The organism is Leptospira idonii (assembly GCF_004770995.1).
Lineage (GTDB): Bacteria > Spirochaetota > Leptospiria > Leptospirales > Leptospiraceae > Leptospira_A > Leptospira_A idonii.
The window spans coordinates 703282-718936 of the sequence record NZ_RQHW01000047.1; the positions used below are offsets into that span (position 1 = coordinate 703282).

General features: G+C 41.5%; 15 protein-coding genes. 9 read left to right on the forward strand and 6 right to left on the reverse strand.

Features of this window, described 5'->3' with window-relative positions:
- Window positions 1-12 precede the first annotated feature (12 nt).
- The gene (locus tag EHS15_RS15290) at window positions 13-819 is read right to left on the reverse strand and encodes a ParA family protein (protein ID WP_246052193.1); all 807 of its coding nucleotides are present in this window, start codon (window positions 817-819) and stop codon (window positions 13-15) included.
- A 60-nt stretch (window positions 820-879) separates the two neighbouring features.
- On the opposite strand from EHS15_RS15290, the gene EHS15_RS15295 reads away from it, so the two are divergent.
- The 3 genes from EHS15_RS15295 (at window position 880) to EHS15_RS15305 (ending at window position 4671) form a co-directional block, all read left to right on the forward strand.
- Complete coding sequence (locus EHS15_RS15295; protein ID WP_135761414.1) at window positions 880-1260, forward strand: YopX family protein; 381 nt, start codon at window positions 880-882, stop codon at window positions 1258-1260.
- Window positions 1261-1351: 91 nt separating this feature from the next.
- Window positions 1352-2773, forward strand: a complete 1422-nt coding sequence (locus EHS15_RS15300; RefSeq protein ID WP_135761415.1) for a tetratricopeptide repeat protein — start codon at window positions 1352-1354, stop codon at window positions 2771-2773.
- Between the two features lie 26 nt (window positions 2774-2799).
- Window positions 2800-4671 carry an AMP-dependent synthetase/ligase gene (locus EHS15_RS15305; protein ID WP_135761416.1) on the forward strand — a complete coding sequence of 624 codons (1872 nt, stop codon included), beginning with the start codon at window positions 2800-2802 and terminating at the stop codon, window positions 4669-4671.
- A gap of 2 nt (window positions 4672-4673) precedes the next feature.
- Here the strand turns inward: EHS15_RS15305 and pepN are convergent, their stop codons facing one another.
- Entirely contained in the window at window positions 4674-7286 is a 2613-nt protein-coding gene (pepN, locus tag EHS15_RS15310; protein WP_135761417.1) for an aminopeptidase N, read from the reverse strand.
- A gap of 42 nt (window positions 7287-7328) precedes the next feature.
- Window positions 7329-7598: an RNA recognition motif domain-containing protein gene (locus EHS15_RS15315; RefSeq protein ID WP_135761418.1), complete on the reverse strand. Its 270-nt coding sequence runs from the start codon at window positions 7596-7598 to the stop codon at window positions 7329-7331.
- 147 nt (window positions 7599-7745) lie between these two features.
- Here EHS15_RS15315 and EHS15_RS15320 point away from each other — a divergent pair, with 147 nt between their 5' ends.
- Genes EHS15_RS15320 through EHS15_RS15330 form a run of 3 tightly spaced genes read left to right on the forward strand, consistent with a single transcriptional unit; the run spans window position 7746 to window position 10839 of the window.
- Window positions 7746-9392: an EAL domain-containing response regulator gene (locus EHS15_RS15320; protein ID WP_135761419.1), complete on the forward strand. Its 1647-nt coding sequence runs from the start codon at window positions 7746-7748 to the stop codon at window positions 9390-9392.
- Window positions 9389-10501 (forward strand): hypothetical protein, encoded by a 1113-nt coding sequence (locus EHS15_RS15325; protein ID WP_135761420.1) that lies wholly within the window; start codon window positions 9389-9391, stop codon window positions 10499-10501. Before EHS15_RS15320 ends, EHS15_RS15325 begins: the two co-directional genes overlap by 4 nt.
- Window positions 10502-10545: 44 nt before the next feature.
- Entirely contained in the window at window positions 10546-10839 is a 294-nt protein-coding gene (locus EHS15_RS15330) for a YciI family protein (protein ID WP_135761421.1), read from the forward strand.
- Here the strand turns inward: EHS15_RS15330 and EHS15_RS15335 are convergent, their stop codons facing one another.
- A complete protein-coding gene (locus tag EHS15_RS15335; protein ID WP_135761422.1) occupies window positions 10840-11715 on the reverse strand; it encodes a LysR family transcriptional regulator in 876 nt (291 codons plus the stop codon).
- A gap of 103 nt (window positions 11716-11818) precedes the next feature.
- Here EHS15_RS15335 and leuC point away from each other — a divergent pair, with 103 nt between their 5' ends.
- Window positions 11819-13222 (forward strand): 3-isopropylmalate dehydratase large subunit, encoded by a 1404-nt coding sequence (gene leuC / locus EHS15_RS15340; protein ID WP_135761423.1) that lies wholly within the window; start codon window positions 11819-11821, stop codon window positions 13220-13222.
- Window positions 13219-13848: a 3-isopropylmalate dehydratase small subunit gene (gene leuD / locus EHS15_RS15345; RefSeq protein WP_135761424.1), complete on the forward strand. Its 630-nt coding sequence runs from the start codon at window positions 13219-13221 to the stop codon at window positions 13846-13848. The genes leuC and leuD overlap by 4 nt, the downstream gene beginning before the upstream one ends.
- Window positions 13849-13900: 52 nt before the next feature.
- On the opposite strand, the gene EHS15_RS15350 is transcribed toward leuD, so the two are convergent.
- Window positions 13901-14131, reverse strand: a complete 231-nt coding sequence (locus tag EHS15_RS15350) for a hypothetical protein (protein WP_135761425.1) — start codon at window positions 14129-14131, stop codon at window positions 13901-13903.
- 51 nt (window positions 14132-14182) lie between these two features.
- Window positions 14183-14998, reverse strand: a complete 816-nt coding sequence (locus EHS15_RS15355; protein WP_135761426.1) for a class I SAM-dependent methyltransferase — start codon at window positions 14996-14998, stop codon at window positions 14183-14185.
- 254 nt (window positions 14999-15252) lie between these two features.
- Between EHS15_RS15355 and EHS15_RS15360 the strand changes: the two genes are divergently transcribed.
- A complete protein-coding gene (locus tag EHS15_RS15360; RefSeq protein WP_135761427.1) occupies window positions 15253-15621 on the forward strand; it encodes a hypothetical protein in 369 nt (122 codons plus the stop codon).
- Window positions 15622-15655: the final 34 nt, after the last annotated feature.

The following is a 15655-nucleotide window of genomic DNA, read 5'->3' on the forward strand; positions in this document are numbered from 1 at the left end:
GAAAAGGGATTTTTATCCCAAAAAAGGAAATCGATTTTCCGGATCTACGATTCGAATCACCTCATCGGCTAACACGTCAAACGCATGCCAAGGATTGGAATCTTTCTTTAAAAATTCGTGTTTTTCTGTTTTCGTTTTGATCGATTCCGATTTGGGAATTTCGTTTAAGGTAGGGATTTCTTCAATGGAACGCAGACGTTCCAATATCTCTCTGTGTTTTTTGGAGGTTCCGAAAAGACAAGGAAGAAAGGCGGATTTTTTAGAGGCACTGAAAAGAGACTCGGTTTGAGAGATTTCATCCAATAATAAATTGACTGCACGAATGGCCCATTTGCTCGGAGTAACAGGAATCAAAACCAAATTAGCACAGTACAAAGCGCTTGTTAGTTCGTATTTTGCGGAACCGGGAGTGTCTATAACCACATAGGAATATTCTTTGCTGACGGAATCGATCGCCTTCTTTAAATTTTGAGAAAGAAAAAAAGGATCTTCCGCAATGCGAACCAATTTGGAAAGAGTAAGAGTGGAAGGAATGATATCGATCGTTTTCCCTTTGATGAGTACGTCTTCTATCTTGGATCTGCCGAGAAGCAGGCTCATTACATTTTTTTCTTCAATGGCTTCGGTAGAATGATGAGGCAGAAAAAAATCGGTAAGATCTGCCTGCATATCCATATCGATGACGAGTGTTTTACCTCGGCGGGAAAGGGAATCGGCAAGGTGGATGGCCGTAGTGGATTTGGCACTTCCCCCTTTGATATTTGAAACAGTGACCACCTTCATACCAACCGATTTTGCAAACTTTAGTAGATTTACCAAGGAATTTTTTGAAATTTCCTTGGTCTTCTCTTAGGGAGGAGAAATGATTGGCGTAGAGTTATGGCATACGATATCAAATTCAGGGTTTGGGACAAAACCGCCAAAGAATTTTCACAAAAAGGCTTCACTTTGACACTCGATGGAAAACTACTTCGATTGGGTCAGCCGGTTCCTAAGGACGATAATTTCGTTTTGCACGCTTTTACCGGCTTAAAAGACAAATACGACAAAGAACTTTACGAAGAAGACATCATCGAACATACGATTGCCAAAGGCGGAAACTTAACTCAAGAGATAGGAGTTATACGCTATAACAATGATCATGCGGCGTTCTACCTGGAAAACGGTCTACCTCTCCTTCAACTGTTTTCGATTCGTAAGATAGGAAATCCCTATGAGAACCCGATTCTTTTCGATCTCTATCTGAAAAACAAAACATAAAACTTTGTTCTCTCTTTCTCCGTATAAAAATTCATTTTTTGTATGGTTCTTTCTCGTTTGTTTTTTCTCCACAAGAGCGGAATCCATTTCCTTGAATGAACTTTGGTCTTCTCTTCAGGACACCAAAGAAGAATTTCTTTTATCGGATAAATCTCCCAAACGTTTGGAATTTCGTTTCGGAGATGAAGCACCTCAAGTCCTAACCAAAGACACGACCAATCACGAAATTTTTTCCTTCTGCCAGAAGTTTCTGGAAAAGTATCATACGAACTACCCTGCTCCCAAACTGAGAGAAGACATTCGTTATGCGTTAAGTGATGCCTACGGAGACATCAGTCTTCAGATCATGGCTGGAAAAAACTTATTTTCCTGTTTCACTAGACTCAGGCAGGACGAGCCGTTCCTTAAAATCGATTTTTATTATAATAGAAAAACCTTTCAACCCTATCGTTGGGATCATTTTGATAAATCTTGGAATCTTTATTTTTCGGAAGAGGACGAATCCAAATCAGGTAAAAAAGACTCTTTCACAAGATACGAGGGGAAATCTTGCCCGAAAGAAATCACAAAAGACAGAAACGAGATCGGTGGAATCGACGAATGGTGGTATTTCGATAAATGTCTGGTTTCCAAAATCGAATATGATGAAAATGAAAACGGTTTCAAAGAAAGAGTTTGTTATTTCGAATCTGGAAAACCGACTCATTGCGACGGTGTGGGAGAAAAAGAGGAAAAGGAAGCCAAAGAAGCGGAACTCAAAGAAAATTTCGCACTGGCAGGAACCATGTACAGAAGAGCCATTGACTCCTTAAAAAAAGAATTCAACAAACCATCCTCCAGAACCTGTTCCCTTCTCAAAGACTTAGCCAGAATCGAATACAATACGAAAAACTATACATCCTTCAAAAGTAGTTTGGATGAATTTTTGAATATTCCTATATGTGAAAAAACTTCCTTAGATATACTCGTTTACAAAGGTTACTATCAGCTTTATCTTTCCAATGATTCCAAAGGTGCCAAAAAAACCTATAGGCAGGCAGCAGAGGTCTATCAAAAAGATAAAGGAGAAGAAAACCCGGAACTAGTGATGAACTTAGCCTTGGCAGAATACCAGGACAACGATCCTCTTTCCTGTCTTGCCAGCTTAGAAAGATTAAACGAAAGAAGGCTGCAGCCCGCTGCAAAATTCTTTTATTATTATTACAGAGGTTCCTGCTCCCTTTCTTTGGGAAAAGACCAAGCGGCACTCTCTGATTTGAAAAAATCTTGGGATTTCGGTTGGGAAAAGGAATATCAATCCGTACTTTCCTTCAAATTGGCTTTGGCGCACTACAAACTTCAAAAACAATCCGAAGGGAAATTCTATTTGGAACAGGCACTTCAATCCGATCCGGAACTTCTTCCCTGGGCAGAAAAAGAAACAGCATTCTTCTCCTTCTTCGAAACCAAAGAAGGAAAGAAATTGAAAATAAAATATTACTTGAACAGAGAACAAAATAGTAAAAACTTCTAGGAATCAAATTCGGAGCCATTTTCAGAATGAAAAATTTCACTACCCTCAATGATATTTTCTACTACGCAAAAAAGAACTACGGTTCGAGAGAAACCTTCCTTGCTAAGGACGAAAAGAAAGTATTTAAGGGAACTACATTCGGCGACGCTTTCCACCAAGCGGAAAACCTAGGCCTATCTCTTCTACAATTGGGCCTTCAGCCGGGAGACAGAGTCGGTCTTATGGCGGACAACCGTACAGAATGGGCGATTGCCGACATGGCGGTGCTTTTGAACGGAGCGATAGATGTTCCGAGAGGTTCCGACTCCACTCCTCAAGAAATTCAATATATCTTGGAACATTCGGAAAGCAGATTCTGTTTCGTTGAACATGAAAAATTGTACGAATCCTTAAAACCGATTCTGCCTTCCACAAAAGTGGAAAAAACAATCATCTTAGATCCCAACTTCAAACCTAAAGATGCAAATGTTTACTCCATGGCAGATCTCATCAAGGACGGAGAATCTCTTAGAAAAAATCTGCCTTCTTTGGAACTGAGAGCCAAACAAGTCAAACCGGACGATTTGTTCACAATCATTTATACTTCAGGAACCACAGGGATGCCGAAAGGAGTGATGCTCACTCACCAGAATATGGTTTATAACGTTCTAAAAGTTCCGCCTAAAGTGGGTTTAGCAACAGGAGACAGAACCTTATCGATACTCCCCGTTTGGCACATCTTCGAAAGAGCGATCGATTACTCCGTTCTTTCGGAAGGAGCAAGCATCGCTTATACGAACGTAAGAGACCTAAGAGACGATTTCGTGAAAATCAAACCTACTTTTATGGCATCCGCACCTAGGCTTTGGGAAAACCTTTATTTGGGAATCAAACAAAAGCTGGAAAAAGCGCCGGATAACAAAAGAAAGTTGTTCGAATTCGCATACGATGTCTGCAAAAAATGGAGAGACGGTTCCGATTACCTCTCCGGCAACAAACTATTCGTTACGGAGGAAACTCCTTTCGAAAGAGCGAAAAATACCGCAGTAGCTCTCGCTAGTTCCATCAATCTATTCATTCCTGCGAAAATTTTGGACGGAGTAGTATTCTCAAAAATCAGAGAGGTATTGGGAGGAGAATTGCACGGAACGATTTCGGGTGGAGGAGCTCTTCCTTCTCATGTGGATGAATTTTTCAATGTCATAGGAATTCCGGTGTACGAAGGGTACGGTATGACGGAATGCGCTCCTATCATTTCCGTTCGTTCCGTAGGAAAAGTGATCCAAGGTTCCGTTGGTGCTTGGCCGGAAGGAACTGCAGTGAAAATCCTCAATGAGCAAGGAGAAGTGGTTCCTAGAGGAAAGATGGGGGTCATCCATGTGAAAGGACCTCAAGTCATGAAAGGGTATTATAAAAACGAGGAAGCCACTTCCAAAACCCTAAAAGACGGATGGATGAACACTGGAGATTTAGGTTTCATTTCTTTCAATGACACTCTTTCCGTCCGAGGAAGAGTCAAAGACACTGTAGTTTTATTAGGTGGAGAGAACGTAGAACCGGTTCCGATAGAAAACCTTCTTTTGGAAAACGGACACATCAACCAAGTGATCGTTGTGGGTCAGGATCAAAAATCACTCACAGCCTTGATTTGGCCCGACAAAGAAAGATTGAAAGAATCAGGAATCACTTTCCAGGAAGGGGAAGACTTGAACCAAAACAAGGAAGTGAGAAACTTCTATCAGAACATCATCAAAAAACAAATCTCTTCTGAAAACGGATTCAAATCGTTCGAAAAACTCACCGACTTCCGCTTTCTACCGAAAGCGATGGAAGTGGGAGACGAACTCACCAATCTATACAAGATGAAGAGAAATGTGATTCATGATAAATACAAATCACTGATCTCTTCCATGTATTAGATCTACACTTTTTCGCCCCAACCTTTTCGAATGGTGGAAACAACTTCCCCCAATTCTCTGGAAAGGTTGGGAATTTCAGAAATCTTCTTCAATTGCTCCGAAGCGAATGTAGGTCGTTTTCCGGACTGCAACCAAGCACTTTGGAACAATTTAGCAAGAGCCGCCGCCATTTGAGGGTTGATCGCATTCAGCCGAATGATTGACTCGGAAAGAAATTGATAACCGCTTCCATCCGCTTTATGGAAGGACAAAGGGTTTCTCGCAAAAGCACCGATGAGAGATCTCACCTTATTGGGATTACTCCAATTGAATTTGGAATGTTCTAAAAGTTCCTTCGCCTTCAAAAGCGCATTGTCTCTAAAACTCACCTGCACGGAAAACCAATAGTCCAACACCAAAGAATCGTTTTTCCATTTTTCAAAATAAGTAAGATAACTTTCTTCTTGAAGAGGATGTCCCATCTCGCTGAACAAACGCAATACGGCAAGCTCTTCGCTCATATGTTTCGCATTTTTCTGTTGGCTGAGCGCCAAATTTCCCAATCGATTGGAATCCAAAGAAGAATGAAATAAATAGTACAAAGCGATGTTTTTCAGTTTTCGTTTGCCGATCTCCTCTCTGTTCTGATTCGGATTGTGATTTCTGTTTGCTTCGTAAAGTTCCTGAAACTCAGGAAGAAAATGATCTGCAATTTCTCTCAGCCACAAAACCCTTTGTGCATAAATCTCTTCATAGTCGAAGGTTTGTAGGGATTCCGCCAAATTGGTGAGTCCGGGAAAACTCAGATAATAACTGAGATAGTCCTTGGGGAAACTGTCCTTTTTCTGCAAAGTATGGGAAAAGATATCGAATATCACTTGTTTGTCGATTTTTTTGGAAGAACCCAAGGAAATTCCGAACTTTTCCCGAATCACTTCTTGGAAGGCAAAAAAGCGAGAGAAACCGTCCGTTTCCGTTCTGGCCAAAAAGGCGGCCTCTTTTTCATTTCGCTCGAAAGAAACTTTCACAGGTGCGGAAAAATTCCGGAAGACGGAGGCAGTCGGCTTGGAAACAAATCCCTTCCAAGTATGAGAGAGAGATTTACCTTGCATCGTAAGAGTCTCATCCTGCAAAGTTTTGCCTTCTGCATCGAATAAAGCGACAGGAATAGGAAACATAAGTCCGAGTTCTGAATCTTCCGAGTCCGAAAAATGAAGACGGAACTCCCCCGTTTCTGGTTTCCATTCTTCGCGAACTTGGATCAAAGGAGTTCCCTTTCGATGATACCAATTTCGAAACAAAGGCAACTCCTTACCGTTCGCCTTTTCCATAGAAGAAACAAACTCTTCGAAAGTGACACCTTGCCCGTCATAGGTGGAAAGATAATATTTGAGACCTTTTTTAAAACCGTCCCTTCCCAAAAGAACGGATAACATACGAATCACTTCCGAACCTTTTTCGTACACTGTGACCGTATAAAAATTATTCATCTCTACATACGATTTGGGAAGAATCGGATGGGACATGGGTCCTGCATCCTCCGGGAATTGATGGTCTATTAGAAAAAGTACGTCTTTGATTCTTTTGACGCTTGGGTCGGTTTTATCTTCCGTAAACCATTGGTCTCTGAAGACGGTCAATCCTTCCTTTAAGGTAAGATTGAACCAGTTTCGCAAAGTGACTCGGTTCCCCGTCCAATTGTGAAAGTATTCATGAGCAACCACTCCCAAAATGGATTCGAAGGTTTCGTCCGTTGCCGATTTTTTATCCGCTAAAACCAATTTGGAATTAAATAGGTTGAGCCCTTTGTTCTCCATGGCTCCCATATTGAAATCGTCTACGGCAACGATCATATACAGATCTAGATCGTATTCCAACCCAAAGGTCTCCTCATCCCAGCGCATTGCTTCTTTAAGAGAATACATGGCAAATTCGGTTTTTTCTTGGTTCCCAGACTCCACAAAAATCTTCAATTGGATGGTTCTTCCGGAGAGTGTGGTATATGTATCGGAGACCTCTTTTAGGTCCCCAGCAACCACTGCGAAAAGATAACTCGGCTTAGGAAAAGGGTCTTCCCAAACGGCCTCCTGTTTGGTTCCTAAATCCCTGGTTGCAACAGGATTTCCATTAGAAAGAAGCACTGGGAAAAGTTCTTTTTCTCCCACCAGACTGACAGTGAAAGCGATCATATTGTCCGGGCGATCGATGGAATAAGTGATTTTTCTAAATCCTTCCGGTTCGTTCTGAGTGCACAACATAGATCCGGAAAGGTAAAGACCTTCGAGAGCGGTGTTTCTTTTGGGAGAGATTTTATTTTCCACTACGAGAAGAAATTCTTTAGAAGGAGGTTCACGTAACAAGAGGCCAGTCGGCGTCAGTTCGAACTCCTCAGGATCACAGATCGCTCCATCCACTCGGAGAGAAAGAAACTCCATCCCCTCCCCGTTCAGGAATAACGATGGCAAAGTTGTGACATTTTGTACGCCATTCCAGCGAACGGTGTATTCGGAACGAACTATGGTGTTCTCCACATCCAAATCGAATCGGATATGCGCTTTGGGAGTGACCCAATTAGGGGAAGAATAATCTTCCAAGAGATGTACGGGGGAAGAGGAAAAGGAGGAAGAGGGAGACATCCTCCCTCTTATAATAAAAGGCAAATAGGAGAAAAGAGAAATTTAAGGTTGTTTTTCTTTTCTTTTATCTTCAGCAAAGGTAACTTTTAAATTCCGCCCATCAACTTCTTGCCCGTTCATTTGAGCTACCGCATCTTCAGCAGCCTCATTACTAGCATATGTTATAAATGCAAAACCTCGAAAGTTTCCTGTTTCACGATCATAGATCATTTTTAAATCTTGGATCGCACCATACACAGAAAAAATCTGTCTGATATTTTCTTCCTTTAGGGAAAACTTTAAGTTACCCACGTAAATTTTTTTAGAACTCATTCCTGTCCTCGTAGATTGAAACATGTCCCACAGCGAATGGAACGGATAGATTAAATCCGATCTCGAAAAAATGTCAATCTTAAATATTTCTTGCCAATTTGCAAATTTGAGAAGTCATATCAACCTGCCCGCAATTAGGAATGATCATTGGAAGAGAAACGATATATAATTTGCATAGATGATGAGTTTTTCATCCTCTGGAACTTAAAAGAACAACTCAAAAAAGTATTTGGAAACGAATATACGATTGAAACCGCCGAAAGTGCGGAATCTGCAAAGGAAATCATTCAAGAAATCAATTCCGCAGGTGAAGACATACCAGTTGTTATATGCGATCAGGTGATGCCGGGGCAAAAAGGAGACGAATTTCTCATCGAATTGCAGGCGACCAACCCGAATACGAAAAAAATCATGCTGACCGGACAAGCTCCCGCACAAGCAGTAGGAAATGCGCTCAACCACGGCTGCCTCTACCGTTACCTTCCTAAACCCTGGGATGCGAGCGATTTGGAACTCACCATAAAACAGGCGATTGATTCCTTTTATATGGATAAATCCCTGGAAGAAAAAAACAAAGAGCTCGAAAAGTCCCTCTATTTCAACCCAGAGACAAACTTTCCTAATTTTGAAAGCCTGATCAAACTGCTGGCAGATCCGGAAAAAACCTTCGATTCCTTGTCGTTGGTTCTGATCAAAATCACAACCTACCCCACCATCATCAAAAATTTCGGTATCGAAATCTACAGAAAAATCATATCCAGGTTTTTACAAATGTTATCCGTTCATCTGCAGGCAGGAGGGACCGTATATCACCTGTACGAGGACGAAATTGCCATCCTCTCCATGGAGAAAGAAGAAAACTTAGTCGCCAATGTGGAAAATTTCAGACTGCTTTTGAAAGCGGATGACATCGTTCTGGAAGAAGTGAGTTTTCACCTCAATTGTTTTTTTTCCTCGGCCACAGGAAGGGAAGATGCGTATTACAAGGCGAAGCTGGCGTTATTTCAGGCGGAAGGAAGCAATTCCTCATCCTTCGTATCTTACAGTGACGAACTTTCTACGGATCACCATCTACAAAACTTTCAATTGAGCCAAAAGATAAGAAACGCCATCCAGAATAAGGAAATCGTTCCTTTTTTTCAAGGGATTAGAGACAACAAAACGAACACTTTTACAAAGTTCGAATGTTTGGCAAGAATCAGAGACAAAAACGGATTTCTAGCTCCTTCCGTATTTTTAGATTTAGCCAAAGCGACCGGATCCATCAGACTCATCGGCTTACAGATGATCGATGGTTCTATGAATTATTTTAAAGACAAAAACTACGAATTTTCGATCAATTTAACGGAAGCGGAACTGGAATACAAAAGTTTCAGCAAATGGGTGCAGGCAAGGCTTGCCCATTACGGAATCGACCCGAAAAGGGTAACCTTTGAGATTCTGGAGGATGTGAGTTTTGCGGAAAACATCAACAGTGTGACTACGATTCGAGATCTGAAAGAATTAGGCTGCAAAATTGCAATCGATGATTTCGGAGTCCAATATTCTAATTTATCCAGACTTCTGGAAATCGATCCGGACTATATCAAAATCGACGGACGATTTATAAAAGAGCTGCCACATAACAAAACCGCCACCCTACTCGTCAAAGGAATCGTCGATTTAGCGCATGGGATAGGAGCCAAGGTTGTGGCAGAATTCGTCTCCAACGAAGAAATCCAAAAAACGATCGTAGATATGGGAATCGAATATTCGCAAGGTTATTTATTTATGGAGCCGAGCGAAGCAGTATGAAAGATACGATCACATTCTTCGACCATAAACATTCCCAAAGTAAAATCGCCAAAAGTTTTGCGGTTGTATTTTCTATCGTAGCTGCGGCAGGGATCGGCTTTTTCATCTCCTCTTTTTTTTCCGACCTGGAGGAATTGGATTCAGGTCTCATCATCTTCATTCCTGTATTTTTTGCCTTTTTCCTTTTACCTGCACTCATCGCATGGATGATCGCAGGCAGAAGCAAAAAAACGATATTAGACCCGAGCCAAAAAAAAATCACCTTCTATGAAGGAAAAAAGGAAATCGGTTCTATTTCCTTTTCCGAAATTTCCGGTTTAGAACAATCCAGATACACTTATACGGTGAAAAGCAAAAACGGATCCAGAACAGTTACCGTTTATACGGTAGTATCTCCGCATAACAAAGAAATCGTTTTGGCGGAATCAACGGATCGATTGAAGATCAGAAATTATGCCGAAGTTTTCGCAAAAACGATGCGGCTTTCTTTGACGGATGAAAAAGGAGAGAAAAGGGAATCACACGAATTGGATGTTCCTTTTCATAAAAGAAATCATCCGAACTACGATTCATTCTCCATACCGAATTTCCCCGCTTCAGAATCCCTGCACTGGCGGCAAGAAAACGGAAACAATATCATCTCTTCCACATATAACCCTGGTTTTTTGAAGATTTTAGGGATCGTATTCGGGGTAATGTTGTTTTTTATCGCCAATTTAAGTTTAGGTTCTATGCTGGAGCTTTCCGTTTTTTATTGGGAAGATTTTCCACCTAGCATAACCGAAATTATATTTTTAGCAGTCACTGTGTTCGCAGGGATCTTTCCGATCGCTTATGTATATTACCAAGGCGTTAGAAAAAAAGAGATCGTCTTCACTTCCGATGAAGTTCGTTACTCAGGAAAATCCATTCTTTATTCCGAAATCGAATCCATCGATATAGAAAACCATAGGCTTTATTTTGTAGGAGATCGTTCTCATTTGGAGATTTCTCTTTTTTTCTTCTGTGACCAATCGGTTTATTCTCTACTATTGAATGCCTCCGCGCATGGAATTTTGTCTCAGACTTTAGGCCAAGGAAACGGGCAGTCTTTCACTACAGAGTTTTAATTTTTTGCTACGTTTCGAAACAAACCAGGAAAAGGCTGGTATTCATGAAACATTTTGTAGTTTTACTTCGTTACCTGGTTCCTTTGGAAACCGTAGAAAAGTTCGTAGTTGTACATAGAGAGTATCTTGCCACCGGCTATGCAAAAAAAGTTTTATTGGCCTCAGGACCGCAAAACCCTCGTTCGGGAGGGGTGCTTCTAGCAAGAGGCAATTCGAGAGAAGAAATCCAAGACTTTTGCAACGGAGACCCTTTCTGTAAAGAAGGAGTGGCAGAATATCAAATCATAGAATGGGTTCCCGTAAAATGGCTTCCTGAATTCGAAGTTTGGAAAGATTAATCACAAACTATCTCTCCATTTCAGGATAGCATCCACTAACAATAATAAACCGGAGCGGGAGTTCTTTTTATAACAAAGAAAAAACTTTCTCTCCGCAGCTAGTTCCTGCAAAGGCAGCACTTTTAAATTTTCAGAAACGGAAAATCGGGAGATGAACCCGATCCCCAACCCCTCTTCCACTGATTTTATGATGGATTCCACACTTCTGAGTTCCATCAATATCTTGGGATCGAAAGATATTTTCTCCGCTCTCCATTTTTTTTCCAATGCGATTCGGACTGCGGATGCAGGATGAAAAAAAATAAAAGGTTCCTTCCTTACATCCTTTTCCGTGATTTTCGTTTTTCCGGAAAGAGGATGAAACTTGGAAACTACAGGAACAATCTCATCCACTAAAAATTCTTTTGTGACCAAATGGGGGTCTTTTACAGGGCCTGTTAAAATTCCCAGATCCGCTTTTCCGCTCAATACAAGATCTTTGGTTTCGGATGCATCTCCCTCGATCACGGAAAGACTGAGACGAGGATTTTCATTTAATATTTGTTTGATGATTTTAGGAAGGATCCATGCGGAAACGGTTCCTCCTGCAGAGACTGAAAATTTGCCGTTGATTTCGGAATCGATACGGTTCATATCTTCCTCGCAGTTTCTCCAAAGTTCTTTCATTTTTTCCGCATAACTTCGAAAAATCTCTCCTTTGTATGTGAGTTTGATTTCCCTGGGCCCCCTTTCTAAAATCGTTTCTCCGAACTCTCTTTCCAAAATTGCGATTTGAGAGGATAAAGCCGGCTGAGTGAGGCCCAAAGAATCGGCAGCTTTTTGAAAACTTCCCTTTTCTATGATTTCTAAAAAATAACGAACTTGTCTGAATTCCATATTCCTGCCACTTAATATAAATTTTGCTTATATATTATATAATTCCTATTTATTTGCATTATAGCAATAGATTTGTTACCCTTATTCATAAGGAAAGATAAATATGAAGACCTTATTGGATAAAATTTGGGACAGACATGAAATTCAGGTTTTGGATCAGGGAGAATCCGTTCTCTTTGTGGATCGTCATTTGGTGCATGAAGTCACCTCCGCACAAGCCTTCCAAGGTTTGAGGGAAAAATCGAGAAAGGTGAAATTTCCCTCACTCACCTTATGCGTCATCGATCACAATGTCTCTACGAAGGACAGAAAGAACAAGAATGCAAGCGGACCTGTTTCCAAAACACAAATGGATACTATGGAAAAGAATGCGGACGAGTTCGGCTTAAAATTATTCGGATGGGATCATCCGGACCAAGGTGTGGTGCATGTGGTCGGCCCGGAACTTGGGTTCATACTTCCCGGAAACGTGATCGTTTGCGGAGACTCCCATACCGCCACTCACGGAGCATTCGGCTCAATCGCCTTCGGAATCGGAACAAGCGAAGTGGAACATGTTTTTGCAACACAAACAATTGTTCAACGAAAACCTAAGTCCATGTTGATTCGTTTTGTAGGAAAAAGACCGGCAGGTACCACTGCAAAGGATTTGGCATTGTTTATGATCGAAACAATCGGCACAAACGGAGGTGCAGGTTCCATCGTAGAATATTCCGGAGAAACAATCGATTCCATGACTATGGAAGAAAGAATGACTCTTTGTAATTTGAGCATCGAAGCAGGAGCCAGAGCGGGACTCATCGCTCCCGATGAAACCACATTTTCTTATTTGAAAGGGAAGGAACTTTCTCCCAAGGGAGAAAGATGGGAAGAGGCGGTTTCCTTTTGGAAATCCCTTCGTTCCGACAAAGACGCAGTGTTTGATAAGATAGTTGAGATAGATATTTCCCGGTTGGAACCGAAAGTGACTTGGGGAACCAAACCGTCACAAACGGTTTCCATCACAGGAACCATTCCTCAGATGGAAGAGATCCCTGCTTCGGAAAGAAATACAGTATCCTCTGCATTGAGTTATATGGGATTAAATCCAGGGACAAAAATGACGGAGATTCAAATAAATAAGGTATTTATAGGATCATGTACGAATTCCAGGATCGAAGACTTGCGTTCCGCCGCAAAACTAGCCAAAGGAAGAAAGGTACATCCAAATGTACAAGCGTTAGTTGTCCCAGGCTCAGGAAGAGTGAAACGCCAAGCGGAACAGGAAGGTTTGGATCGAATCTTTATCGATGCCGGTTTCGAATGGAGAGAACCGGGATGTTCCATGTGTCTTGCCATGAACGACGATGTATTGCAGCCGGGAGAAAGATGTGCTTCCACTTCCAACCGTAACTTCGAAGGAAGGCAAGGGAAAGGAGGCAGAACCCATTTGGTAAGTCCTGCGATGGCGGTGGGAGCCGCAGTAGAAGGAAAATTTACGGACGTTAGAACTTGGAGAGAATTATGAAATCTTGGAAACAACATAAGGGAATCGCTGCGGTTATAGATAGAAACGATATCGATACGGATCAGATTTTACCGAAACAATTCATGAAATTGATTCACAAACAGGGATTTGGTGATCACCTTTTCTTTGATTGGAGATATTCGGACTCGGAAGGAAAAGTAAAAAACCCAGACTTTGTTTTGAATCGACCTCCATTCACCGAGGCAACTGTTTTGGTATCAGGGAGCAACTTCGGCTGCGGTTCCAGCAGAGAACATGCTCCCTGGGCCTTGGCAGGGTTCGGATTTAGAGCGGTTTTAGCTGCTTCTTTTGCGGATATCTTTTCCATCAATGCTCCCAAAAACGGAATCGCATTGATTCGTTTGCAGGAAGAAGAACTGGAAGAGATCAAAAACTTTCTACGAACCAAGGAAGGAGAATCGGTAGAGATTGATTTGGAACAAGAGACTGTCAGAGTGGGAGGAAAAGATTACTCTTTTCGATTGGAAGAAAACGCCAAACAAAGAATCAAAAACGGATGGGACGATATAGATGTCACACTCATCCACAAGGAAAGGATAGAAACATTTCAACAAAACTACTTCGAAACGTTTCCGTTTTATGAAGTAAGTTCTGCTTCCACCTAACTTAAAAGAATTTTCCTGCGGGTTTTCCCGCAGGAAATGGAAATAAAATCAATTATTTCTTTTTTTCTTTTGTGACCAAACCTTTCAGTTTGTCTTGGGTTTCTTTCTCTTGCAGTTTTTCTTTTGCAGCCTGAATTGCCTTTTGGCCTTCTTCAGACTGAGCTTTTTCGATGATCGTTTCTACAAGTCCGCCTTTTCCATCGGAAGAAGCGTCTTTTTCCTGGGCACCGGCACAGTTCCAAACGAAAGCGAGTAAAATAAGAAGTGATAGTCTTAGTTTCATAATAGTTGTTTAGATATAAGACGATGAAAATAAGACAGTCAATTTATTTTTTTAAGACGCCTTTCTTCCTATTCCGATCCACGCCTTGGAAGTAAGCTTAGAAGGAAGCAGTTTCCATTCTCTACGTACATAACCTAACATAATTTCGTTTTTCTGTTTCCATACCTCTTCCGGCATCGATTTTTTCATCCACTGGATGGGGGCATTTCCTTCTACCATAGAATGATAAAATTCATCCGGATCTTTCACTTCGTATTCGGGAGAAAAAGGAATCACTTCTATTTCGGAAAAACCGGCTTCCTTCAATTGAGATAAAAAATAGTCACGGTTTTCCAAACTGGCGATGTTCTCCTGTGCAGGAGGGATTTCCGGAACCGCTTCTCTCAAAGCTCCGAATACAAGCTGCATCATATTCGAATCTGCTACTGGTGCCCAACTGGAAATTGCGATTTTTCCTCCCGGTTTGAGAACTCTGTAAATTTCTTTCAAACCTTTCATTTTATCCGGAAAAAACATCAAACCGAACATTGAGAAAGCGAGATCGAAGGTTTGGTCGGGGAATTGCAGGTTTTGGCCGTCCATCAAATGAGGAAAGATGTTTTCGATTTTCTCTTTTTGAATCCCGCCTTTGAGTTGTTCGATCATAGATTCAGCGAAATCGATCGCTTCGATTCGTTTCACGATTTTAGAAAGCGGTAAAGATAATGTTCCAGGTCCTGTGGCAACATCCAAAACGTAGTCACCTAACTGCGGATTTATAATTTCGATCGCCTTCAAGGAGTAAGGTTCCAGAAATGCCTGCGTATTCTTTTTATAACCGATCGCAACATGAGACCAAGGTTCGGATGAAGATAAAGGATTAGACATGAAAAAACTCCTCTTCCATAAAACCCCTTTGCGAAAGAACGGCAATCTTTTTAAAAAAGGATTTTCCTGCGTTAGGAATCGCAGCGGACATACTTTGCGAAGCAAAGATGGGAGCGGAGAGTCCGACCCGAAGGGGAACGCCCTAAAATTCTTCCAAAAGAGAATTGGGTTCTCGAAATGAAATACAGTCAATTCGTGCTTGCTTTAATTTAACATGCGGTTAATATGATGTCGCTCTTTGAAGCGAGGACATTATGTCAGAAGACTGGAAAAAAAAGCTCTCTCTTGCGTTTAAGTTTTTCCCTGCGGTGATTCTGATAGGCAGCGCCATTGCAAAGTTCGTCGGTAATGAAACTGTGGTCGCCAGTCTCACACAAGCAGGTTACGGTCCTTACATCCGAACTGTGGCCTTCTTCGAACTTATGTTCGTTTTACTTTTCCTCTCCCCGAAAACCTATAAACTGGGCTTTTTGTTTTTATGTTCTTATCTGGGCGGGGCGGCCGCCATTGAAATCGCAGAAAGAGTCTTCCCTATTTCTTTCTTTTTGATCGCCTCTTTGTGGATTTCCGTTTTTTTAAGAAACAAACGCATCTTTCTCACTAGACGGTCCAGAAAAGTTTAAGTTTCTAACACGTAAATATCACCGCTACACCAAA